This is a genomic window from Comamonas koreensis, assembly GCF_014076495.1.
Classification (GTDB): domain Bacteria; phylum Pseudomonadota; class Gammaproteobacteria; order Burkholderiales; family Burkholderiaceae_C; genus Comamonas; species Comamonas squillarum.
On sequence record NZ_CP043575.1, the window covers coordinates 1,898,826 to 1,919,718 of the forward strand.

A 20,893-nucleotide genomic window follows, 5' to 3' on the forward strand; every position below is an offset into this window, starting at 1 on the left:
CAGCCAGGAAAAGAGCTGGCTTTATATATAATGTTCGGTTTCGGTCGATGGCGCCTTGCGCTGCACCGCTTTCGTGACAACGCTGGTTTTTGCCGCGTCACGCCTGGTGTTGCTTGCTACTGAATGCGCTGTCATCGTTTGATTTTTGGGTGTGCTGGGCTTAGGGCCAGTCGCCTATCTACTGGGACCCCAGGTTGTAAAACGGTGCCAATCCCCGTTGATGCCATCCCCGATGTGACACGGACAGTCCTCGCATCGGACGCAAGCTTTGCCGCTTGCAGGCTGGCTTGAATGGCGTTTGCACACCGTGGCCGGAAGGGTTCGTGCCTAACTAGGATTAACCATGGCAGTGAATGTTGAAACCCTTGAAAAGCTCGAGCGCAAAATTTCGCTGAGCTTGCCTCTCGCATCCGTGCAAACCGAAGTGGACAGCCGCCTCAAGCGCCTGGCCCGCACCGTGAAGATGGACGGCTTCCGTCCAGGCAAGGTGCCGATGAACGTGGTGGCACAGCGCTATGGCTATTCGGTGCAGTACGAAGTGCTCAACGAGAAGGTCGGCGAGGCTTTTGCCAAGGCCGCCAACGAAGCCGAGCTGCGCGTGGCCGGTCAGCCCAAGATCACTGAAAAAGAAGGCGCACCTGAGGGTGAGCTGGCATTTGACGCCGTGTTCGAAGTGTTCCCCGAAGTCAAGATCGGTGACCTGGCTTCCGCCGAAGTCGAGAAGCTGGCTGCCGACGTGGATGACGCTGCTATCGAAAAGACCATCGACATCCTGCGCAAGCAGCGTCGCACCTTCGCCCAGCGCCCAGCCGATACGGCTGCCGTGGACGGCGACCGCGTGACCGTGGACTTCGAAGGCAAGATCGACGGCGAACCCTTCGCTGGCGGCAAGGCTGAAGCCTTCCAGTTCCTGATCGGCGAAGGCCAGATGCTCAAGGAATTCGAAGACGCCGTGCGCGGCATGAAGACCGGCGAATCCAAGACTTTCCCCCTGGCATTCCCTGAGGACTACCACGGCAAGGAAGTGGCTGGCAAGACCGCCGACTTCCTGGTGACCGTCAAGAAGGTGGAAGCGGCCAACCTGCCCGAAGTGAACGAAGCACTGGCCAAGTCCCTGGGCATTGCTGACGGCTCCGTCGAAGGCCTGCGCGCTGACATCAAGAAGAACCTGGAGCGTGAAGTCAAGTTCCGCGTTCAGTCGCGCAACAAGCAAGCCGTGATGGAAGCCCTGGTGTCCAAGGCTGAGCTGGACCTGCCCAAGGCCAGCATCGACGCCGAAGTCGGCCGTCTGCTCGAAGGCGCCCGTGAAGAGCTCAAGCAACGCGGCATCAAGGACGCTGAAAAGGCGGAAATCCCTGCTGACGTGTTCCTGCCCCAAGCCGAGCGCCGCGTGCGTCTGGGCCTGGTGGTGGCCGAGCTGGTCAAGGCCAACAAGCTGGAAGCCACGCCTGAGCAGATCAAGGCCCACATCGACGAGCTGGCATCGAGCTACGAGAAGCCAGAAGACGTCGTGCGTTGGTACTTTGGCGACCGCCAGCGTCTGGCCGAAGTTGAAGCCGTTGTGATCGAAAACAACGTGACCGAATTCGTGCTGGGCAAGGCCAAGGTCAGCGACAAGACCGTGTCCTTCGACGAACTGATGGGCCAGCAAGGCTGATAGGACGCGCGCCGGGCGGCCATGGCCGCCAGCGCTGCCGCCAGCTACAAAACAGGGGCTTGTGCTTTTGGGCGCAGGCCCCATTTTATTGGGGTACAGTTAGCGCAGTCACAGTGCATTGACGCTAGCTTCCACCAATCCTGAACGGAGATGTAATGAGCGCACAAGATATTCAGAACTTGGGTTTGATCCCGATGGTGATCGAGCAATCGGGCCGTGGTGAGCGCTCGTTTGACATTTACTCGCGTCTGCTCAAGGACCGCGTGATTTTTCTGGTCGGTGAAGTCAACGACCAGACCGCCAACCTCGTGGTGGCCCAGCTGCTGTTCCTGGAAAGCGAAAACCCCGACAAGGAGATTTCGCTCTACATCAACTCGCCAGGCGGCAGCGTGACCGCTGGCATGGCCATCTATGACACCATGCAGTTCATCAAGCCGCAGGTCTCGACCATGTGCCTGGGCTTTGCTGCCAGCATGGGCGCTTTCCTGCTGGCCGCTGGCGAGAAGGGCAAGCGCTACTCGCTGCCCAACTCCAAGATCATGATCCACCAGGTGCTGGGCGGTGCCCGCGGCCAGGCCACGGACATCGAAATCCATGCCCGCGACATCATTCGCACCAAGGAGCAGATGAACCGCATCCTGGCAGACCGCACCGGTCAGCCTTATGACAAGGTCAAGGCCGATACCGAGCGCGACTACTTCATGACGGCGCCAGAAGCCCAGGAATACGGTTTGGTCGATACTGTGGTAGAAAAGCGCCCATAAGTAGGCTTTTCCGGATAAGCGGCCCCAACCCTACCGGTTGAGGCCGCTTTGTAGTTGGTTATCATTGTTTCCACATAGATTCGATTGAAGGCATTGCCCCCATGGCCGAGAAAAAAGGCTCATCCAGCGAAAAAACCCTGTACTGCTCCTTCTGCGGCAAGAGTCAGCACGAGGTGAAGAAACTCATTGCCGGACCGTCCGTGTTCATCTGCGATGAGTGCATCAACCTGTGCAATGACATCGTGCGCGACGAAGTGGCGGCAGAAGGCAAGGAGGGCGAGAAGGCCAAGGGCAATGATCTGCCGACACCGGCCGAGATCAAGGCCACCCTGGACAACTATGTCATCGGTCAGGATCCCGCCAAACGCACCCTGGCCGTGGCGGTGTACAACCACTACAAGCGCCTGGCGCACAAGGACAAGGCCGGCAAGGACGATGTGGAGCTGGCCAAGAGCAATATCTTGCTGATCGGCCCCACCGGCTCGGGCAAAACCTTGCTCGCCCAGACCCTCGCTCGCCAGCTGAACGTGCCCTTTGTGATGGCGGACGCCACCACGTTGACGGAAGCGGGCTATGTCGGCGAGGACGTCGAGAACATCGTGCAAAAGCTGCTGCAAAGCTGCAACTACGATGTCGAGCGTGCCCAGCGCGGTATCGTCTACATCGACGAAATCGACAAGATCACCCGCAAGGCGGACAACCCCTCGATCACCCGCGACGTATCGGGCGAAGGCGTGCAGCAGGCGCTGCTCAAGCTGATCGAAGGCACGATGGCCTCGATCCCGCCTCAGGGCGGGCGCAAGCACCCGAACCAGGATTTCCTGCAGGTCGACACGACCAATATCTTGTTCATCTGCGGCGGCGCCTTTGCTGGTCTGGAGAAGGTCATCGAGAACCGCTCCGAGGCCTCGGGCATCGGTTTTGGTGCCACCGTCAAGAGCAAGCAGCAGCGCTCCATCTCCGAGGCCTTCCGCGATATCGAGCCCGAAGACCTGATCAAGTTCGGCATCATCCCCGAGCTGGTGGGTCGTCTGCCCGTGGTCACGGCGCTGGCCGAGCTGTCGGAAGACGCGCTGGTGCAGATCCTGACCCAGCCCAAGAATGCGCTGGTCAAGCAGTACAACAAGCTGCTGGGCATGGAAGGCGTGGAGCTGGAAGTACGCCCGGACGCACTGACCGCGATTGCGAAGAAGGCGCTGGCCCGCAAGACCGGTGCCCGGGGGCTGCGCTCGATTCTGGAGCAATCGCTGATGACCACCATGTTTGACCTGCCCACCACCGACAACGTGGCCAAGGTCGTGGTCGAAGAAGCGACGATCAACGAAGGCAAGCCGCCCCTCCTGGTGTACCGGGAAGCGGCCAAGAAGGCCTGATGGGCCCGATGGCAGAGGCCGCTTGGACTCTGCCCTCTGTGTTTACCAGGATCGCCCGGCGCTGCCGGGCTGTATCCAAAGGGTTTGAGGGTGTCTTTCTGGCCTGCACCCGCCCTGGCCCCTGGTTTTTGATGGCCAAGGGTTGAAATATCGCTTTTACGGATCATCTTCGTAGAAGTTTCAAAAGGATTTTCATGTCCGACAACCAAACCCAATCCTCCCACCCCCTGGAATTGCCCATGCTCCCGCTGCGGGACGTGGTCGTGTTTCCGCACATGGTGATTCCGCTGTTCGTAGGCCGCCCCAAGAGCATCAAGGCGCTGGAGACGGCGATGGAAGGCGACCGCAAGATCATGCTGGTGGCCCAGAAGACGGCGGCCAAGGACGATCCCACCGTCAACGACATGTTCAGCGTTGGCTGCGTCTCGACGATTTTGCAGATGCTCAAGCTGCCCGATGGCACCGTCAAGGTGCTGGTCGAAGGCGTGCAGCGTGCCCAGGTGCAGGAAATCGCCGAAGGCGAGGACTACTTCACCGCGCAGATCGAGCCCGTGGAGCCCGGCGACAGCGCCGACAAGGCCAGCGAGATCGAGGCCTTGCGCCGCGCCGTGATGCAGCAGTTTGACCAGTACGTCAAGCTCAACAAGAAGATCCCATCCGAGATCCTGACCTCCATCTCCGGAATCGATGACGCAGGCCGCCTGGCTGACACCATCGCCGCCCACCTGCCGCTCAAGCTCGAGAACAAGCAGGCCGTGCTGGAGCTGCAAAAGGTGCAGGACCGCCTGGAAAACCTGTACGACCAGCTTGAGCGCGAGGTCGACATCCTCAATGTCGACAAGAAGATCCGTGGCCGCGTCAAAAAGCAGATGGAAAAGAGCCAGCGCGACTTCTACCTCAACGAGCAGGTCAAGGCGATCCAGAAGGAACTGGGCGAGGGCGAAGACGGCGCCGACCTGGAAGACCTGGAAAAGAAGATCAAGCTCGCCAAGATGACGCAGGATGCGCGCAAGAAGGCCGAGGGCGAGCTCAAGAAGCTCAAGCTGATGTCGCCGATGTCGGCCGAGGCCTCGGTGGTGCGCAACTACATTGAGACGCTGGTGAATCTGCCCTGGGGCAAGAAGACCAAGGTCAAGAAGGACCTGGTCATCGCCGAGGATGTGCTCAACGAAGACCACTATGGCCTCGACAAGGTCAAGGACCGCATTCTTGAGTACCTCGCGGTGCAGCAGCGCGTGGACAAGGTCAAGGCACCGATTCTGTGCCTGGTCGGCCCGCCTGGCGTGGGCAAGACCTCGCTGGGCCAGTCGATTGCCAAGGCGACCGGGCGCAAGTATGTGCGCATGGCGCTGGGCGGCATGCGCGACGAGGCCGAGATCCGCGGTCACCGCCGCACCTACATCGGCGCGATGCCCGGCAAGGTGCTGCAGAACCTGTCCAAGGTCGGCACGCGCAATCCACTGTTCCTGCTCGACGAAATCGACAAGCTGGGCATGGACTTCCGGGGCGATCCTTCGAGCGCCTTGCTGGAAGTGCTCGACCCCGAGCAGAACAGCAAGTTCGGCGACCACTATGTAGAGGTCGATTTCGACCTCAGCGATGTGATGTTTGTCGCTACCTCGAACTCGATGAACATACCGCCAGCCTTGCTGGACCGGATGGAAGTGATCCGCCTGGCCGGTTACACCGAGGACGAGAAGACCAATATCGCGATGCGCTACCTGCTGCCCAAGCAGATCGAGAACAACGGCGTCAAGGCCGGTGAACTGGAGCTGCGCGAGGACGCCGTGCGCGACATCGTGCGCTACTACACCCGCGAAGCCGGTGTGCGTTCGCTCGAGCGTGAGCTGTCCAAGATCTGCCGCAAGGTGGTCAAGAACATCCAGCTGGGCAAGGCGCAGGCACCGGTGCAGGTGACGGCCGACAACCTGCCCGACTACCTGGGTGTGCGCAAGTTCAGCTACGGCCATGCCGAGCAGAAGAACCAGGTCGGTCAGGTCGTGGGCCTGGCATGGACCGAGGTGGGCGGCGATCTGCTGACCATTGAAGCGGCTGCCATGCCCGGCAAGGGCGTCATCAACCGCACAGGCTCGCTGGGCGATGTGATGAAGGAATCGGTCGAAGCGGCCCGCACCGTGGTGCGCAGCCGGGCCCGTTCGCTGGGTATCCGCGATGACGTGTTCGAAAAGCGCGACATCCACATCCACGTGCCCGATGGCGCCACCCCCAAGGATGGCCCCAGCGCTGGTGCGGCGATGACGACGGCGCTGGTGTCGGTGCTGACCGGTATCCCGGTGCGTGCCGATGTGGCGATGACCGGCGAGATTACCTTGCGCGGTGAAGTCACCGCCATTGGTGGCCTGAAGGAAAAGCTGCTGGCCGCGCTGCGTGGCGGTATCAAGACCGTGATGATCCCGGAAGAGAATGTCAAGGACTTGGCCGAGATCCCCGACAACGTCAAGAGCGGTCTGGAGATCGTGCCGGTGCGCTGGATCGACAAGGTGCTGGAAGTGGCGCTGGAAGTCACTCCCACACCGTTGAGTGACAGCGATGTGCCTGCCGCCGAGCCGGTGCCCGTGGTGCCTGCTGTGGCCGTTGCGGCAACGGCCGCCAAGGCGGCACCTGCGCGCCGCTCGCGTGCCGTCAAGCACTAGATCGGCTACTGGTCTGCACGGAAAACCGGCCCGTCATCAAAAACGGGCCGGTTTGCCAAAAAGACCAAAAAATATGCGTTACAATGCATACCATCGCGGAGCCCGGTATATAATAGCGGACTTCCGGTAAAGCGGATACGCGGGAATAGCTCAGTTGGTAGAGCGATACCTTGCCAAGGTATAGGTCGACGGTTCGAACCCGTTTTCCCGCTCCAAATTGGCTGTGTTGATGGTTTCAGCATGGCAACAATCCATGGCGCGATAGCAAAGCGGTTATGCCCCGGATTGCAAATCCGGTTAGACCAGTTCGACTCTGGTTCGCGCCTCCAGGACATGCTTGTCAGTACGTTTTGGGTTCGTGGTGAAACGAACAATGTATGCGGGAATAGCTCAGTTGGTAGAGCGATACCTTGCCAAGGTATAGGTCGACGGTTCGAACCCGTTTTCCCGCTCCAGTTTTCAAAGCTGGTGTGGATCCGTTCATGCTAGTTTTTGCGGGAATAGCTCAGTTGGTAGAGCGATACCTTGCCAAGGTATAGGTCGACGGTTCGAACCCGTTTTCCCGCTCCAGTTTTCAAAGCTGGTGTGGATCCGTTCATGCTGGTTTTTGCGGGAATAGCTCAGTTGGTAGAGCGATACCTTGCCAAGGTATAGGTCGACGGTTCGAACCCGTTTTCCCGCTCCAACACATTGCGAAAAGAGCCTCAGGGCTCTTTTTGCTTTTTCGGCGCCGGTTTTTGCGTTGCGGGGCGTGCTGCTGCCTCTGCCAACGGGTCGCGCAGCCTCTGCATCGTCATCCCGTCTCTTTCACGTTTTACGCCCTCGGTAGTGCCCGCATGTCCGCATGGGAGTAGGGCGGATCTGCCTGGCGCGTCGCAAAGCGCCACCCCCCCATAGCCTTCATTGAACTGCAGCGTTGCCCAGAGCCACGATCCATGCCTGTCTTGCTCCAACAGCGCAGCGGGAGCAGCTAGAATGGCAGGCTGCGTGCCCCGATGGTGAAATTGGTAGACACCCGGGACTTAAAATCCCGTGCCGCGAAAGTGGCGTGCCGGTTCGATCCCGGCTCGGGGCACCACCACATGATGAATTTCAACAGAAATTCACGCGGCGGATTGCGTTGTGGGGCTCCAGAAGCATTCAGGGGCAGCGACAGCAGATGCAGCGCAGCGCCAAGACCACGCTGGGCATCCACTGTCCCATGTGCAGGCACCGGCACACTAGCGGTCTTTCTTGGGCGCAGACCGCTGCTCTGGAAAGAACACCCGCTCAATCTCTCGCAGCGTTCCAGTGCCAATCGTGCGAATCTTCAACAATTGGCGGGGATAGGCCTCGCGCAGCTGCTCGGGCGTCTTGATGCCTGCGCGGGCGAGTGCGCGCACCGTTACCAGCGGCAGCTTGCCATTCAATGATGAGTCGTAGGCATACCGGATCGCCGGCGCGGCAAAACCGGGCTCATAGCGCTGGCCGGGGAAGAGCGCCATCTCGATCCTGCGCAACCGCAGCATGCCTATGCCATGCATTCTGAGCAAGCCCAGCGGATAGGCTTGTCTGACGGCTTCGACCGAATCCACGCCATTTTTGGCCAGTATGCGGATGGTGCGCTCGGACAGCAGACCGTCCAGAGGCGTGTGAGACGGGATAGATTTGTTGTATTCATTCGACATCCGGCCAGATCGTAGTGGCTGGTATCGCGGGGCCATGACGGCCAACCCAGGGCAGATTCTGTAGGCGTTGGTAGACAGCAGATGCCAGTGCCCTGCCGCCGCTGCACAACAGGTAGAGGCCTGGCCTGCGCTTGTTGTTCAGCGGTCTTGCGGGCTTTGTTTCACTGCGCCAGTCTGTCTCTCCTGGTGCTCTGTCAAGTCTGTCCCTTCGAGCATATGCAGCGGCCCCATCCACCGAAAGGGCCTGCGGTGCGGGCTTTGCTGGCGGGCCAGCGCGTCGACCGATTGCAGCCACTGGGCGAGTTCCTGGGCGGGCATGGTGGCGCTGCGCTGGTCGCCCAGCCGGCGCAGAAAGCGGCCCAGTTCCTGGTGCCAGGCGGCATAGTCACCGCAGCCATGGGTGCACCAGTGCGGGCGCATGCCCAGCCAGGCTTTGATGCTGGGGTGCTGGCTCAGCGCGCTGGTGTCCAGGATGCAGTGCACATCCATATGGGGCGGCAGCATGGCGTCGACCTCGCGCAGAAAAACCAGAAACTCCTGGTGCCGCAGGCGCGGCTTGCACTGCAGGGCCGGGCTTTTGCAGGCGGTGCTGAGTGCCTGGCAGAGTGCGGCCGATAGCGGGTGCTGGCAGCCCTCGTTGCCGGAGATGCGCTGGGGCTCGCTGGCTTCTGCGGGCGCAGCGGGCAGGCTCAGCGGGCTCTTGGTGTCCAGGCAAATGACCAGGGCCTTGTCGCTGCCGCTCAGGTAGAGCGCTGCAGGTGCCTGCAACTGCTCCATGAGGAGCGGGTCGCTGAACAGCGCAAAGTGGGGGCGGGACTTGGTTTTTCCCAGCAGCTGCAGATAGCGGGCCACGCTGCTTTTGGACATGCCCGTGCGTGCGGCCAGCGCGCGCACGCTGCCCTGGGGCGTGTCTGCGGACACCAGCGCTGCTTTGGCGCTGGCAGCGATGGCTTGCAGCTGGCGCTCATCAATGGTGCGGGGTTTGCCCGGGCGCATGCTGTCATACAGGCCCACCACGCGGTGGCTCGCAAAGCGTCGGCGCCACTTGCCGACGGTTGCCTGGGTCAGCGCCATGCTGTTGGCGATGGTGACGTTGCTGTCGCCTTCCACGCTGCGCAAGATGATTTTGGCGCGGGTGGCGATGTGGCCGTGCTGGTCGGGGTTGCTGGCCAGGTCTTCGAGTTGCTCGCGTTCCCGCGCACTCAGCGTAATCCCTGATTTCGGTCTTCCTTTTTCCATTGTGTTTTCTCCGTCGCCCGCTATGTATTGGGGCAGCAATTAATGCTGCATATTTATTGGACAGATGAAATGATTACTCGCTACTTATGGCAAGTTATTCTGGGACGGCATCGAATATCGATTGCATATTTATGTTGTGTAGTTATGGGACGGGTGGTGGGTTGGCTGCTTTGGGTCATGATTTATATGAAATTATTGTGGAATCTGTGCATCTCTGCCTAGGATTGTTCAATAACCCATGGATGTCATCAATATGACAGTTGAAAAATTTCATCTAGCAACAAATAAATTTTGACAAATAAGCTTATTCAGTCTATTTAGGATAAGAAACACTTTGTTAACATTTTAATGAAAATGGCATGTACATGGGCAAAACAGATAGATACCATTGCGCCGTTCAGTAATTGCGCTGCGCGGTCGCATGGCATGGTTTCTGAAATCACTGAATTTTCTTCTGAATGATCCATGAATGAGGAGCTAGCCTTGACTATGACAAATCACACCAATTCCCATAGTGCAACTATTGCCAAGCCTGTTGCCCAGCGCAAATCGCGCGGCCAGGGTATGACGGAATACATCATTATCTTGGGCCTGATTGCGATTGCCGCGATTGCCGCTTTCAGCTTTTTTGGCCAAACCGTTCGCAGCCAGGTCGCAGGTATGGCCAAGGAAGTGGGCGGTGAATCGGGCAAGGAAGGTATTACTGCTGCACAGGCTGCTTCGGGTAAGGCGCTGACCAATGCCCAGAAGAATATGAATATGTCGACCTATACCGAAGGCGGTAACGACGGCGCCAAGTAAGAGCCGCTATCGCAACCCCGAAACCTTGCTGCCAAGTCGCAGGCACCTGGTATTTCCTTGCGCTGCCAGGGTCTGTGACGGTGTGCCGCATATGCAGTGCATACCCTGGGGTGTGCGGGGTTGAGATAATGGCTTGAGGTTATCCATGGGAGGGAGGGCCTCCGGAATTCAACGAATTACATAACAGTGGCCATCATGCATAAACCATCTTCGTATCGGTCTGGCGATCGCGTACAAAAAGGGCAGGTGATTGTCTATTTGTTGGCCATCATTCCGGTGGTTTGTCTCAGCATATTTCTGGTCTATAACACGGCCATTGTTGCGCGAGACAAAATGAAGCTGCAAAACAATGCCGATGCGATGACCTATAGCGCATCCACGGTATTTGCGCGGCAATTGAATTTTCTGGCCTATACCAATCGGGCCATGGCCGCGAATGAAGCGGGCGTGGCCATGCTGGCCAGCTTTCAGACATCGATTGGCATGGTGGTCAGCACGGCGGCCAATATACAAGTGGCGCGGGTGGAGATCGAAGGCCAGAAGGGCGTGTGGAACCTGGCCCAGGCATCGGCAGCGGCTGCGCGTTATGACTTCATCAGCGCCATCAATTACCTGGTCAAGTGGGGCCGCAATGTGCAGGCCGCGGCCAAGTACCAGCGCCAGGCCAACAACATCGCCAAGGCGATCGAGCCTTCGGCCCGGCCGTTCCAGATCATGGTCGATGCACTGCGGGTGCTCAACACCGCCATTTCGCTGGCCCAGGCGGCCACCACCGGTGTCAGCATTCCCGAGGCCATCGTTGTCGCCAAGGATGTGCTCAACGACAACGACGACAAGGCCTATTTGCCGGTGGCGGCCAATGCACCGCTGATTGCCAGCTCGTCGCTGGAGTTTCTCAACTTCATCAAGCTCTACAGCACCACGTCGGACCGCCGCAACGACGACGACGATTTTTTTGATGCGATGCGCTTTGCCCATGCGGCCCAGGCCACGCGCGATGATTTCACCAAGGACCGGCGCATTTTCCCGGGCCTGATCGGTCAGGGCATCAGCGGTATGCAGAACGATGGCTCGAGCTTTGACCTCTCCAGCGGTCCGATTGCAACCGCCATGCAGGAGCTGCTCAAGGGCACGGTGTCCTGGAAGGGCGGCACCGAGCTGGTCGCCACCCAGGGCTCGGACCTGGCCGCTGAGCGTGGCCGCATCCGCTGGCAATCTGCTGATTCGGTAAACATTTTCGGCGCCGGGGTGCTGCTGGGCGAGCGCTTTGTCGGCGACTTCGGGCTGGGCGCGGCCGCTGCCACGGGCGGCTCCGGCTATGCGGACAAAGGCTGGTCCGGCAACCGCCTGGCCTTGCGCTCCTATGACAAGAACTTCAAGCCGCGCAATGTCGACCCCGAATACCAGAGCGATGAAAAGCGCAACTACGGCAAGCTGACCTCAGACGGCCTGTCCGACAGTGCCATCTACGCCGCAGGCCGTGACCGCGATGGCAACAATTTGCTGGTGCCTTATGCCGTGCTGCAGTTCAACTCGGCCTACAAGTACAAGCCGCGCACCGACATTGGCCTGGTCACCAAGAATTTCTCCTTGCCCCGCTACTGGGATGTGCGCCAGCTGCGCACGCTCAAGGGCCGGGACCAGGACAAGTGGTATGGCGACCTGTCGATGACCAGCATCAACCCGCGCAAGTGGGGCAGCCTGACCGACAAGGGACCCACCATCTCGGTGATGGTGGCGCGCCGGGGCAGCGATGTGCGCACCGGCGAGCAGGCGGGCTTTGGCTATGCCAAGGATGACTACAGCATTGGCCTGCGCGACCGCATGTTTGGCGGTGACATGAGCGCGCTGTCGTCGGCCCAGCTGTATTTCAAGCGGCCGCAGGACCGCTGGCAGCGACGCGACATGACCAAGGACCAGTACAAGTCGCTGCAGATTGCCGGGCGCACGATCAAGGTCGGCTTTACCGGCGGCTATATCGAGCACAAGAACCTTTTCTCACCGTACTGGCAGGTCCACCATGTCGAGCCCTCCATCTGGGCGCGTGGCGTGGCCGTGGCTGGCTCGGCCCTGGGCGGGTCGGACGGCCTGTTCGGGGGCGGTGAGCCCGACAACCAGGATGCGGCGCAATGATGTCCCAGACTCCCCCGATGAAGACCCTGCGCCGCCGTGCCCGGCGCCGCGCGCAGCAGGGCAGTGCGCTGGTCGAGGTGACCTTGATCAGCGGTTTTGCGGCATTGCTGATGGCGGCTATCCCCTTGATCGCCGACTACGGCCAGGCACGCATGCAGGTTACCGCAGCGGCCAAGCTCAATGCCTGGCAGCGCTCGGTCTGGTTTCCTGCAGCGACGGAGACCGAGGTCATGTCGGCCGACCAGTACAAGGGCGCGAGCGGGTCCATCCGCAAGTCCGATGCCGAGCTGAGCAATGACTTGCGCCGCCATGTGTTCCGTGATCCGGCGCAGGACACCGACACCGGCGTGCATGGCGAGACCGTGTCCGAGTTCACGTCGGGCCAGGCGCGTATGCCCGACTTCAACGAGTCGCTCACGGCCAAGACCACGGCCGCGCCGCTGCCTTCGGTCGCCGCCTTCATGGACACCATCTTCTCCAAGGTCGGTGAGGTGCAGAACCTGGCCAAGGGCGAGTCGATCGCCAAGTTCCGCTTTGTCACCCAAGGCTATATGCGCACCGAGGTGGCGCTGGAGCGAGGTGCCGGTTTTTCTGCCGAGCGCTTCCCAACCGAATTTGGCAAGGTGGAGTCGGCCTTGCACAAGAACGACACGCCGCTGCCGCTCAAGCTGCAGATCAAGGACCATGTGACCATGCTGTCCGAGCCCTGGAGCGCCGGCGGCACCAACCGCGAGGAATCCAAGATCCAGGGCCTGGTGCCGATGAAGCTGCTGGACCGGCCCGAGTACCAGGATTTCCGCGCGCCACTGGGGCAGCTGGGCAGCACGCTCAAGTGGCTCTGGCCCACCTTCGACCACAACCTGCTCACCATGGGCCTGGCGCCAGGCGATGCGCAGGAGAAGTCGGTACCGCTGGATCGCTACGAGTGGCTGCAGAAGGTGCCGGCCGACGACACCTACAACGACAACCCGGGCGCGCATGAGTGCGGGCCGTTGGAGAAGCCCGACGGCAAGGACTGCTTCCGCTTCTACCGCGCGTTCCCGCCGCCGCCGGTCGTCAACACCTTGCCATGACGATGATGCTGTTGCACCGGCGCACACGGGGAGCGCTGGCAGCCCGCCGGCCAGCAGGGCTGTGGGGCCCATTGGCCTGGTTGCTGTTGACCGCGCTGGCTGCCGCGATTCCGCTGGCAGCGCGCGCTGCACCCGCCAGCGCCATTGCCTGGCCGGCCATCCTGTTTCCCGAGAAGAACCTGTCGCCCTACTGGGTGGCCGAGCTGATCGTGCAGAACAAGATTCCGATGCAGATCCAGGCCTTCGATGTCGATGGCGACACCCGTAAGGCCCAGCGCTTCTACCAGGAATGGCTGGGCGGCAAGGCCGATTTTTCAGAGACCACGCTCGACGGCATTCCGATCCTCGGCGCGCGTGACGGTAATTTCCGCATCACGGTGGAGTTCCGGCCCCTGCCCAGCGGCAAGCAGCAGGTGCGCATCTCCTCGGCCTGGCTGCACGGCGCGGTGCCGCAACTGGTCAGCGACCAGCTGCAGCGCCGCAGCCACCTGGCCGTGCCGATCGGCAGCGATGAGTTCTCCGACACCTTTTCGTTCGATGCAGACCGGGTCAACCGCACCAGTGTCTGGGGCAATACCTTGAGCGTCGAGGCCAATGAGCTCTACATCCGCGAGCAGGCGCTGGTGGTGGGCTGGACGGTGCTGAGCCGCAAGACCATCAAGGGCGGCACGCGCGCCCAGGTGGTGCTCCGGCGTGGCGGGCAGGAGGCGGTGATCGCCATCACCCACAACGGCGTGGGTTGCTCCATCGTCATCAGCAACACCTTGCCGCAGGCCTAGCCGCGTCCCTCTATGCCGATACCCAAGCACCTCACCCCTGTTCCTCGCGCCAGCCGGCAATCCGGGCAGATCATGACCGAGTACGTGATCGTTGCCGGCGTGCTGGCCGCCGTTTTTTTTGCACCGATGCCGGGTGCCGACAAGTCTTTGTTTCAGCTGCTGATTGATGCCTTTCGCGCAGCCTGGGCTTCCTATTCCTACACGATCTCTTTGCCATGGTGACCCCAAACTCTCCCAAACCGAATCGTTTCTCACGGCTGGCCAATGGCTCGCGCCGTGCCGCCCCGCTGATCGCCGCCATCACCCTGGGTGTGGTGGCCGCGGGCCTGGGCTGGTACTACCTCAAGACCTCCGAGGCCGAGATCCAGGCCAACCTGGAGTCCGAAGCCGAGCGACTGCGCACCGATGTGGTGGTGCCGATCCAGAACATTCCCGCCGGCACCGCGCTCTTGCCCGAGATGGTGGCCAAGCGCAGCGTGCCCTCGGCCTATGTGCATGCCGATGTGCTGACGCCGGACATGATCGACGGCTTTCTGGGCCGCCAGCTGTCGGTGGACATCAGTGCCGGCAAGCCGTTGCTGGCCAACTTTTTTGTCACGCCACGCAAGCTGTTCTCCGAAGAGCTCGAAGCGGGCGTGCGCGCCGTGACCATTCCGGTCGATGAGGTCAGCACCATCTCGGGCATGCTGCGCGCGGGCGACCATATCGACTTTCTGTTCATCGCCGACAAGGATGGCGGCACCCAGGCCGAAGACGCCATCGTCGTGCCGCTGTTGCAGGACGTGGTCGTGCGTGCCACCGGCCAGATCACCTCCGAGCAGTTCTCCGAGCTGCGCAAGCGCCCCGACATTGCCAACACCGTCGATCCCTACCGACAGCGCAGCTACACCACGGTGACCGTGGGGCTGCCGCCCGTCGATGCCCAGCGCCTCATCCTGGCGCAAAAGCTCGGCAAGATCGTTGCGGCCCTGCGCAATGCCGATGACCGCCAGAAGCTCGACACCGGCACCAACGCCCAGCAGCTGGCCAGCTATATCGACAGCTTCCGTCCCCAGCAGCCCGTCGTGCGCGCAGCGCCCACCCGCGCACCGGCGATGGTCGAGTACATCGTGGGCGGTGGCGGGGTCAAGACCCAGATGCAAACCCCGCTGGCGGCCTTGCTGGGCGCCGCGGCCGTGCCTGGCGCTACGGTGCCCGCGCCCCAGGCGCCTGCCGTCACCGGCTCCTACTGATTCCCACCCCGTCCTGCATTCTTCCCCGGCCACGCTGCGCCATTCGCTCCATAGAGTTGGTAGACCATGAATTCCTCGATGATCTGTATGCCTCGTCCCCGCCCAGCCGTCCCGACCTTGGGGGCAAGGGCCTGCGTTGCGCTCGCCCTGGCCTTGCCCATGGCTCCGTTGCTGGCCGCGCAGGCCTCCACGGGCACCAGCTCGCCCACCGCGGGCGGCGCACTGGGCGATATGCTTCGCGCCGCGCAGCGCGCGTCGCTGCAGGCCGAGGCCGAGCAGCGTGACGGCGATGGCAGTGATTTCGCCCGCGATACCGAGGGGGGCGCGGCGCCTTCCGCATCGCCGGGCTTTCGCACCTTGCCCACTGTCAGCGTCAACACCCAGCCCGCCTCCGATATATCGGGCATCGGCGGTGTGCAGCCCTTGGTCATCAAGCACCTGCCCACGTCGCTGTCGCTCTATGTGGGGCAGATGACCTTGATCGAGCTGCGCGACGTCGTGCGGGTGGCCGTCGGCAACGGCAAGGTGATGGAGGCGCGGGTGGTGGACCAGAGGAGCCTGCTGCTGACGGCGCTGGACGCCGGCGAAAGCACGGTCCATATCTGGCGCAAGGACGGCCAGGTCAGCAGCCTCAAGGCGCGCGTCAATGTGGTCGATCTGGACCGCATCGAAAGTGAGATATCGATGCTGACCGCCGGTATCACCGGTGTGAGCGTCTCCCGCGTGGGCGAGAAGATCATCCTTGATGGCGCCAACCTTGACCCGGCGGCGGTCTCGCGGCTGCGGGAGATTGCGCGCATGTACGGCCCGGCCGTGGTGTCCTTCGCCACCTCCGAGCGCCTGCGCGTGGACCGCATGATCGAGATGGATGTGCGCATTGTCGAGTTCTCGCGCTCGGCGCTGGACGACCTGGGCATGAAGTGGGACACCACGGGTGGTGGCTTCAACTTTGGCCTGTTCTCCGATATCGCCTCCAACGGCGGCTACCGCATCCTGCCGGAGAACTCGCCCTTTCTGAACATGGACAGCGGCTACGGCCAGGGCTTTTTGGACCAGCGCCGGCGCAAGGCGCGCTACTACTTTGGCCTGAGCACGGCGCTGACCTCGGCCATCAACTTGCAGGTGCAGCGCGGCAATGCGATGCTGCTGGCATCGCCCAAGCTCACCACCCGCAGCGGCGGCGAAGCGCGCTTCCTCTCGGGCGGTGAAATCCCCTTGCCCGCGATGAGCGCGCTGGGCACCGGATCGGTCAACTACAAGCCCTATGGCCTGCGCCTGCATGTCAAGCCGATGGCCGATGGCGCGGGCAATATCTCCGGCTCGATCCTGGCCGAGGTCAGCAACATCGACCAGTCGGTCTCGGTCGATGGCATCCCGGGGCTGCTGACGCGCCGCACCGAGAGCGAGTTCAATGTCGATGACGGCGACACCATCATCCTCTCGGGCCTGCTCAGCCGCCAGTCCTCGCGCGCCACTGATGGCCTGCCGGGCCTGCGCAATGTGCCGGTACTGGGCTGGGCCTTCAAGAACAACAACGACAGCGACACCCAGATCGAGACCGTGGTGTTCATCACCCCGCGTGTGGTGACCGCGCGCGATTCGCGCCCCCGCCTGGAGCGCACGCAGCAGATGGAAGAGCAGATCTCCAACGGCTTTACCGACCTGACCGAAGACCTCTACCGCAACTCCAAAAAGGCCGAGCTGCCCCTGCCCGAGCGGGGTCTGGACCCCGAGAGCTATTCGCACAACTGATGGCTGCGGCCGCTGATCCCGGAGAAGACCGTGCATAAGTTACTAGTCAATTCGCCCCGCCAGAAGGCGCAGGAGTTCGAGCTCGGCGCCGAGACCTTCACCATCGGCAAATCCAGCGACCGCTCCTTGCACCTGACCGGCTGGAACGTGGCGCGCGACCATGCGGTGGTGATGCTGCATGACGGCGACGTCTTCATCGAAGACCGGGGGAGCCTGTTTGGCACCTGGGTCAACAACGAGCGCGTGACCCGCTATGGCCCCTGCCGAGGGGGCGAGGAAGTGGTGGTCGGCGGGCATTCGATCATCGTTGTGCTCGATGACAAACTGGGCGGGCAGCGCGAAGAAGCGCACAGCCCGGGCCAGACAGCGCAGCCCGCGCTGGAGCACCAACGCCCCACGCGCAACGAGCCGCGCCCCGAGGACCCGATGCTGCAGTGGCGCCGCCTGCTGCACCGCCAGTTGCTCGAGCAATTGGAAGCGCGCCGCATCGACACCATCAAGATGAAGGACGATGAGCTGCGCTCCAACGTGCGCGCGCTGATTGCCGAGATCATCCGCGACACGCCCAACCTGCCCGAGACCATTGACCGGGCCGAGCTGAGCCAGCAGCTGCTCGACGAGGCCATTGGCCTGGGCCCGCTGGAAGTGCTGCTGCAGGACGATTCGGTGACCGAAGTGATGGTCAACCGTTTTGACGAGATCTGGATCGAGCGGCGCGGCCGGCTGGAGCGCACCGATGTGTCCTTCACCAGCGATCTGGCGGTCAATGGCGCCATCGAGCGCATCGTGACGCCGCTGGGCCGGCGTATTGACGAGAGCTCGCCAATGGTCGATGCGCGCCTCAAAGACGGCTCGCGGGTGAACGCCATCATCCCGCCGCTGGCGATTCGCGGCCCCAGCATCACCATCCGTAAGTTTCCGAAGAAGCGCATGGGCGCCGAGGGCATGGTGCAGTACCAGTCGATCTCGCAGGCCATGGTCGATTTCCTGCAGCTGGCCGTCGAGAACAAGCTCAACATCGTGGTCTCGGGCGGTACCGGCACCGGCAAGACCACCTTGCTGAACATGATGTCCAACTTCATCCCCAACGACGAGCGCATCCTGACGGTGGAGGATGCCGCCGAACTCTCGCTGAACCAGCCCAACCTGGTATCGCTCGAAGCACGCCCGGCCAACGTCGAAGGCAAGGGCGCGGTGTCGATCCGCGACCTGGTCAAGAACTCGCTGCGGATGCGCCCGGACCGCATCGTCGTCGGTGAGTGCCGAAGCGGCGAGGCGCTGGACATGCTGCAGGCGATGAACACCGGCCACGATGGCTCGCTCACCACCTTGCACGCGAACTCGCCGCGCGATGCGGCAGCCCGTATGGAGGTGCTGGTGACCATGGCGGGCATGAACATCCCTGTTACCGCGATCCGCGAGCAGATCGCCTCGGCCATCCACCTGATGGTGCAGCTCACCCGCTTTCCCTGCGGCAGCCGCAAGATCACCCAGATCACCGAGGTGCTCAACTGCACCGATGGCGTGATCCAGATGCAGGATATTTTTGTCTTCCGCAAGACCGGGCTGGATGCCGAGTTCCGCACCCAGGGCCGCTTTGAGGCGACCGGGGTGATCCCGGACTTTGTTGCCAAGCTGGTTGAGCACGGCGTGCCGGTGAACATGGAGGAATTGTTCTTCCAGGGAGAGCCGGCATGAAGAACTGGCAGTTCCTCGGCTTTTTGCTGGCCGCCGCCGGCTTTGTGGTGCTCTCGGGCTGGCTGGTCTACAGCCGCATGGGGGAGTGGCGCGACAAGTCCAATGTCTACCTGCGCGGCCGTGGCCTCCGGATTCTGGGCATCTCGGAGTTCCATGCGCAAAAGGCGCTGACCCTGGCGACCGGCCATGTGGCCATGGTGGTCGTGGCCGGCATCATCACCTACCTGATTGCGCGCAACTGGTTGCTGGTGGTGGTGGTCTGCGGCGCCGTGTACTTTCTGCCAGCGCGCTGGTTTGCTTGGCAGCGCAAGAAGCGGCGCGAGCGCATCGAGGCCGAGCTGCCCGACGCCTTGCTCTTCATTGCCAGCGCATTGCGCGCGGGCAGTGCGCTGTCGGTGGCGCTGCAGATTCTGGTGCGTGACCAAAAAGGCCCGCTGGGCGATGAGTTCGCGATCGTGCTCAAGGAGCAGCGCATTGGCCTGTCGTTTGACGACGCGGTGCAGAACATGTCGCGGCGCATCCAGATTCCGGATTTTCTGCTGGTGGTGGTGGCCTTGCGCGTGGCCAAGGAAGTGGGCGGCAACCTGTCGGAGCCCCTGCAGCTGCTGGCCGAGACCCTGCGCAAGAAAGCGATGCTGGAGGGACGCATCAAGGCGCTCACGGCCCAGGGCCGCATCCAGGGGCTGGTGATGACCATGTTCCCGGTGGTGCTGGGCGGCATTCTGTACCTGATGCAGCCGACCATGCACCTGCTGTTTGTCACGCCCATCGGCTGGGGGGTGCTGGCCGTGATGGTCGTGATGCTCACCTTGGGCTATATGTCCATCAAGAAAATTGTCGCCATCGACATCTGAGCCATGAAAAACGCCATTCTGCTTGCCGCCATTTTTCTATCCGCTGTGATGGCCGGCATCATCTTGCTGTACTTCGTCGCCATCGTGCGCAAGGCCCGGCCATCGGTGCGCGAGCACATGGACCCGCTGCCCTGGGGCATTCGCCTCATCTGGCCAGCGGTCAACGTGCTGCAGTTCCATGTCTCGGAGATTGCGCCCACCTCCAGCCTGCTGCGCTGGAAGCGCAAGCTGCAGCTGGCTGGCCTGGAGTATGTGCTCAAGGCCGAGGAGATCATCGCCGTGCGTGTGATCTCGATGGCATTGGTGGGGCTGGCCTTTGCGGGCGCTGCGATGGCGCTGAAGATCGATGGCCAGTGGGTGCGCCTGGCCTGCCTGGCAGGCCTGCTGCTGGGCTGGATGCTGCCGGCGATCTGGGTCAATGACCGCAAGAAGCGCCGCGACAAGGAAGTGCTGCGCACCTTGCCCGGCTACCTCGACCTGATCACCCTGTGCTGCCAGGCGGGGCTGGGTTTGACGGCCGCGATCTCGCAGGCGGTGCAAAAAGGCCCCAGCGGTGCGATGCATGAGGAGCTTGAGCGCCTGCTGCGCGAGATGCGCACCGGCATGAGCCGTATGGATGCGTTCAACGCCATGGCCGAGCGCATGGACAACAAGCATGTGCGCGGCCTGGTCTCCAACCTGACGCAGGCCGAATCGCTGGGTGCCAGCGTCACCGATACCCTGGTCGCCATCTCCGAGCAGCGCCGTACCGAGCGCTTTCAGCACGCCGAGAAGCTGGCGATGGAAGCGCCCGTAAAGATGCTCGGCCCGCTGGTGATCTTTATCTTTCCGGTCACCTTCATGGTGATCTTTTTTCCACTCGCGGTGCAGATGTACCAGACCTTGAAATGAAAGGGCCGGGCATGCCCGCAGTCAAAGTACAGCTGGCCCGGCGCTTTTCCGAGCGCGCCTTTGGCCTGATTTTTCGCCCGCCGCCGGCCAGCGGCGAGGCGCTGGCGTTTGATCGCTGCGCGGCCGTGCACACCTGCTTCATGCGCTATGCGATCGATGTGGTGTTTGTCGATGCGCAGCAGCAGGTGCTGCGCATCAGCGCGGGCCTGGCGCCTTGGCGCATGGCCTGGTGCCGGGGTGCCAAGCGCGTGCTGGAGCTGCGCAGCGGCGAGGCCGCGCGCCTGGGCCTGGCGCCGGGCCAGCGGCTGCAACTGTGTTGAAGGAGC

Annotated in this window: 17 protein-coding genes and 6 tRNA genes; 21 read left to right on the plus strand and 2 right to left on the minus strand. The window is 62.1% G+C overall.

What is annotated here, in order from left to right:
• Positions 1 to 343 precede the first annotated feature (343 nt).
• From tig to F0Q04_RS08565, 10 genes are all read left to right on the plus strand, one after another.
• Positions 344 to 1,657, plus strand: a complete 1,314-nt coding sequence (gene tig / locus F0Q04_RS08520; protein ID WP_021027444.1) for a trigger factor — start codon at positions 344 to 346, stop codon at positions 1,655 to 1,657.
• Between the two features lie 155 nt (positions 1,658 to 1,812).
• Positions 1,813 to 2,421, plus strand: coding sequence for an ATP-dependent Clp endopeptidase proteolytic subunit ClpP (gene clpP, locus F0Q04_RS08525; protein ID WP_021027443.1), 609 nt, complete (start codon positions 1,813 to 1,815; stop codon positions 2,419 to 2,421).
• 101 nt (positions 2,422 to 2,522) lie between these two features.
• A complete protein-coding gene (gene clpX / locus F0Q04_RS08530) occupies positions 2,523 to 3,794 on the plus strand; it encodes an ATP-dependent Clp protease ATP-binding subunit ClpX (RefSeq protein ID WP_021027442.1) in 1,272 nt (423 codons plus the stop codon).
• A gap of 194 nt (positions 3,795 to 3,988) precedes the next feature.
• Positions 3,989 to 6,448: an endopeptidase La gene (lon, locus tag F0Q04_RS08535; RefSeq protein WP_182345170.1), complete on the plus strand. Its 2,460-nt coding sequence runs from the start codon at positions 3,989 to 3,991 to the stop codon at positions 6,446 to 6,448.
• Between the two features lie 139 nt (positions 6,449 to 6,587).
• A tRNA-Gly gene (locus F0Q04_RS08540) sits at positions 6,588 to 6,663 on the plus strand.
• A gap of 40 nt (positions 6,664 to 6,703) precedes the next feature.
• Positions 6,704 to 6,777: transfer RNA gene (locus tag F0Q04_RS08545), tRNA-Cys, on the plus strand.
• Between the two features lie 50 nt (positions 6,778 to 6,827).
• Positions 6,828 to 6,903, plus strand: a tRNA-Gly gene (locus F0Q04_RS08550).
• 39 nt (positions 6,904 to 6,942) lie between these two features.
• A tRNA-Gly gene (locus tag F0Q04_RS08555) sits at positions 6,943 to 7,018 on the plus strand.
• Between the two features lie 39 nt (positions 7,019 to 7,057).
• A tRNA-Gly gene (locus F0Q04_RS08560) sits at positions 7,058 to 7,133 on the plus strand.
• A 304-nt stretch (positions 7,134 to 7,437) separates the two neighbouring features.
• Positions 7,438 to 7,526: transfer RNA gene (locus tag F0Q04_RS08565), tRNA-Leu, on the plus strand.
• Between the two features lie 142 nt (positions 7,527 to 7,668).
• Here the strand turns inward: F0Q04_RS08565 and F0Q04_RS08570 are convergent.
• Positions 7,669 to 8,151, minus strand: a complete 483-nt coding sequence (locus tag F0Q04_RS08570; protein WP_182345171.1) for a hypothetical protein — start codon at positions 8,149 to 8,151, stop codon at positions 7,669 to 7,671.
• A 102-nt stretch (positions 8,152 to 8,253) separates the two neighbouring features.
• Positions 8,254 to 9,354: a helix-turn-helix domain-containing protein gene (locus F0Q04_RS08575; protein ID WP_182345172.1), complete on the minus strand. Its 1,101-nt coding sequence runs from the start codon at positions 9,352 to 9,354 to the stop codon at positions 8,254 to 8,256.
• Positions 9,355 to 9,819: 465 nt separating this feature from the next.
• On the opposite strand from F0Q04_RS08575, the gene F0Q04_RS08580 reads away from it, so the two are divergent.
• The 11 genes from F0Q04_RS08580 (at position 9,820) to F0Q04_RS08630 (ending at position 20,887) form a co-directional block, all read left to right on the plus strand.
• A complete protein-coding gene (locus F0Q04_RS08580; protein WP_409935136.1) occupies positions 9,820 to 10,155 on the plus strand; it encodes a pilus assembly protein in 336 nt (111 codons plus the stop codon).
• Between the two features lie 333 nt (positions 10,156 to 10,488).
• On the plus strand, positions 10,489 to 12,288 hold the full coding sequence (locus F0Q04_RS08585; protein ID WP_116924826.1) for a hypothetical protein: 1,800 nt from the start codon (positions 10,489 to 10,491) through the stop codon (positions 12,286 to 12,288).
• Positions 12,288 to 13,361 (plus strand): hypothetical protein, encoded by a 1,074-nt coding sequence (locus tag F0Q04_RS08590; protein WP_133248072.1) that lies wholly within the window; start codon positions 12,288 to 12,290, stop codon positions 13,359 to 13,361. The genes F0Q04_RS08585 and F0Q04_RS08590 overlap by 1 nt, the downstream gene beginning before the upstream one ends.
• Positions 13,358 to 14,140, plus strand: a complete 783-nt coding sequence (locus F0Q04_RS08595; protein WP_182345173.1) for a hypothetical protein — start codon at positions 13,358 to 13,360, stop codon at positions 14,138 to 14,140. The genes F0Q04_RS08590 and F0Q04_RS08595 overlap by 4 nt, the downstream gene beginning before the upstream one ends.
• A 72-nt stretch (positions 14,141 to 14,212) precedes the next feature.
• Positions 14,213 to 14,362, plus strand: a complete 150-nt coding sequence (locus F0Q04_RS08600) for a hypothetical protein (protein ID WP_232539555.1) — start codon at positions 14,213 to 14,215, stop codon at positions 14,360 to 14,362.
• Positions 14,356 to 15,372, plus strand: a complete 1,017-nt coding sequence (gene cpaB / locus F0Q04_RS08605; protein ID WP_182345174.1) for a Flp pilus assembly protein CpaB — start codon at positions 14,356 to 14,358, stop codon at positions 15,370 to 15,372. Before F0Q04_RS08600 ends, cpaB begins: the two co-directional genes overlap by 7 nt.
• Before the next feature lie 159 nt (positions 15,373 to 15,531).
• A complete protein-coding gene (locus F0Q04_RS08610) occupies positions 15,532 to 17,124 on the plus strand; it encodes a type II and III secretion system protein family protein (RefSeq protein ID WP_232539556.1) in 1,593 nt (530 codons plus the stop codon).
• Positions 17,125 to 17,154: 30 nt separating this feature from the next.
• A complete protein-coding gene (locus F0Q04_RS08615) occupies positions 17,155 to 18,822 on the plus strand; it encodes an ATPase, T2SS/T4P/T4SS family (protein ID WP_116924831.1) in 1,668 nt (555 codons plus the stop codon).
• Positions 18,819 to 19,676, plus strand: a complete 858-nt coding sequence (locus F0Q04_RS08620; RefSeq protein ID WP_116924832.1) for a type II secretion system F family protein — start codon at positions 18,819 to 18,821, stop codon at positions 19,674 to 19,676. Before F0Q04_RS08615 ends, F0Q04_RS08620 begins: the two co-directional genes overlap by 4 nt.
• A gap of 3 nt (positions 19,677 to 19,679) precedes the next feature.
• On the plus strand, positions 19,680 to 20,567 hold the full coding sequence (locus F0Q04_RS08625) for a type II secretion system F family protein (protein ID WP_182345175.1): 888 nt from the start codon (positions 19,680 to 19,682) through the stop codon (positions 20,565 to 20,567).
• An 11-nt stretch (positions 20,568 to 20,578) separates the two neighbouring features.
• Positions 20,579 to 20,887, plus strand: coding sequence for a DUF192 domain-containing protein (locus F0Q04_RS08630; protein ID WP_232539557.1), 309 nt, complete (start codon positions 20,579 to 20,581; stop codon positions 20,885 to 20,887).
• Positions 20,888 to 20,893 lie beyond the last annotated feature (6 nt).

Excerpts from the sequence above, each read along its gene's own strand:
- tig (WP_021027444.1), top strand. The coding sequence starts at position 344 with ATGGCAGTGAATGTTGAAACCCTTGAAAAGCTCGAGCGCAAAATTTCG.
- clpP (WP_021027443.1), top strand. The coding sequence starts at position 1,813 with ATGAGCGCACAAGATATTCAGAACTTGGGTTTGATCCCGATGGTGATC.
- clpX (WP_021027442.1), top strand. The coding sequence starts at position 2,523 with ATGGCCGAGAAAAAAGGCTCATCCAGCGAAAAAACCCTGTACTGCTCC.
- lon (WP_182345170.1), top strand. The coding sequence starts at position 3,989 with ATGTCCGACAACCAAACCCAATCCTCCCACCCCCTGGAATTGCCCATG.
- F0Q04_RS08570 (WP_182345171.1), bottom strand. The coding sequence starts at position 8,151 with ATGGCCCCGCGATACCAGCCACTACGATCTGGCCGGATGTCGAATGAA.
- F0Q04_RS08575 (WP_182345172.1), bottom strand. The coding sequence starts at position 9,354 with ATGGAAAAAGGAAGACCGAAATCAGGGATTACGCTGAGTGCGCGGGAA.
- F0Q04_RS08580 (WP_409935136.1), top strand. The coding sequence starts at position 9,820 with ATGAATGAGGAGCTAGCCTTGACTATGACAAATCACACCAATTCCCAT.
- F0Q04_RS08585 (WP_116924826.1), top strand. The coding sequence starts at position 10,489 with ATGAAGCTGCAAAACAATGCCGATGCGATGACCTATAGCGCATCCACG.
- F0Q04_RS08590 (WP_133248072.1), top strand. The coding sequence starts at position 12,288 with ATGTCCCAGACTCCCCCGATGAAGACCCTGCGCCGCCGTGCCCGGCGC.
- F0Q04_RS08595 (WP_182345173.1), top strand. The coding sequence starts at position 13,358 with ATGACGATGATGCTGTTGCACCGGCGCACACGGGGAGCGCTGGCAGCC.
- F0Q04_RS08600 (WP_232539555.1), top strand. The coding sequence starts at position 14,213 with ATGACCGAGTACGTGATCGTTGCCGGCGTGCTGGCCGCCGTTTTTTTT.
- cpaB (WP_182345174.1), top strand. The coding sequence starts at position 14,356 with ATGGTGACCCCAAACTCTCCCAAACCGAATCGTTTCTCACGGCTGGCC.
- F0Q04_RS08610 (WP_232539556.1), top strand. The coding sequence starts at position 15,532 with ATGGCTCCGTTGCTGGCCGCGCAGGCCTCCACGGGCACCAGCTCGCCC.
- F0Q04_RS08620 (WP_116924832.1), top strand. The coding sequence starts at position 18,819 with ATGAAGAACTGGCAGTTCCTCGGCTTTTTGCTGGCCGCCGCCGGCTTT.
- F0Q04_RS08625 (WP_182345175.1), top strand. The coding sequence starts at position 19,680 with ATGAAAAACGCCATTCTGCTTGCCGCCATTTTTCTATCCGCTGTGATG.
- F0Q04_RS08630 (WP_232539557.1), top strand. The coding sequence starts at position 20,579 with ATGCCCGCAGTCAAAGTACAGCTGGCCCGGCGCTTTTCCGAGCGCGCC.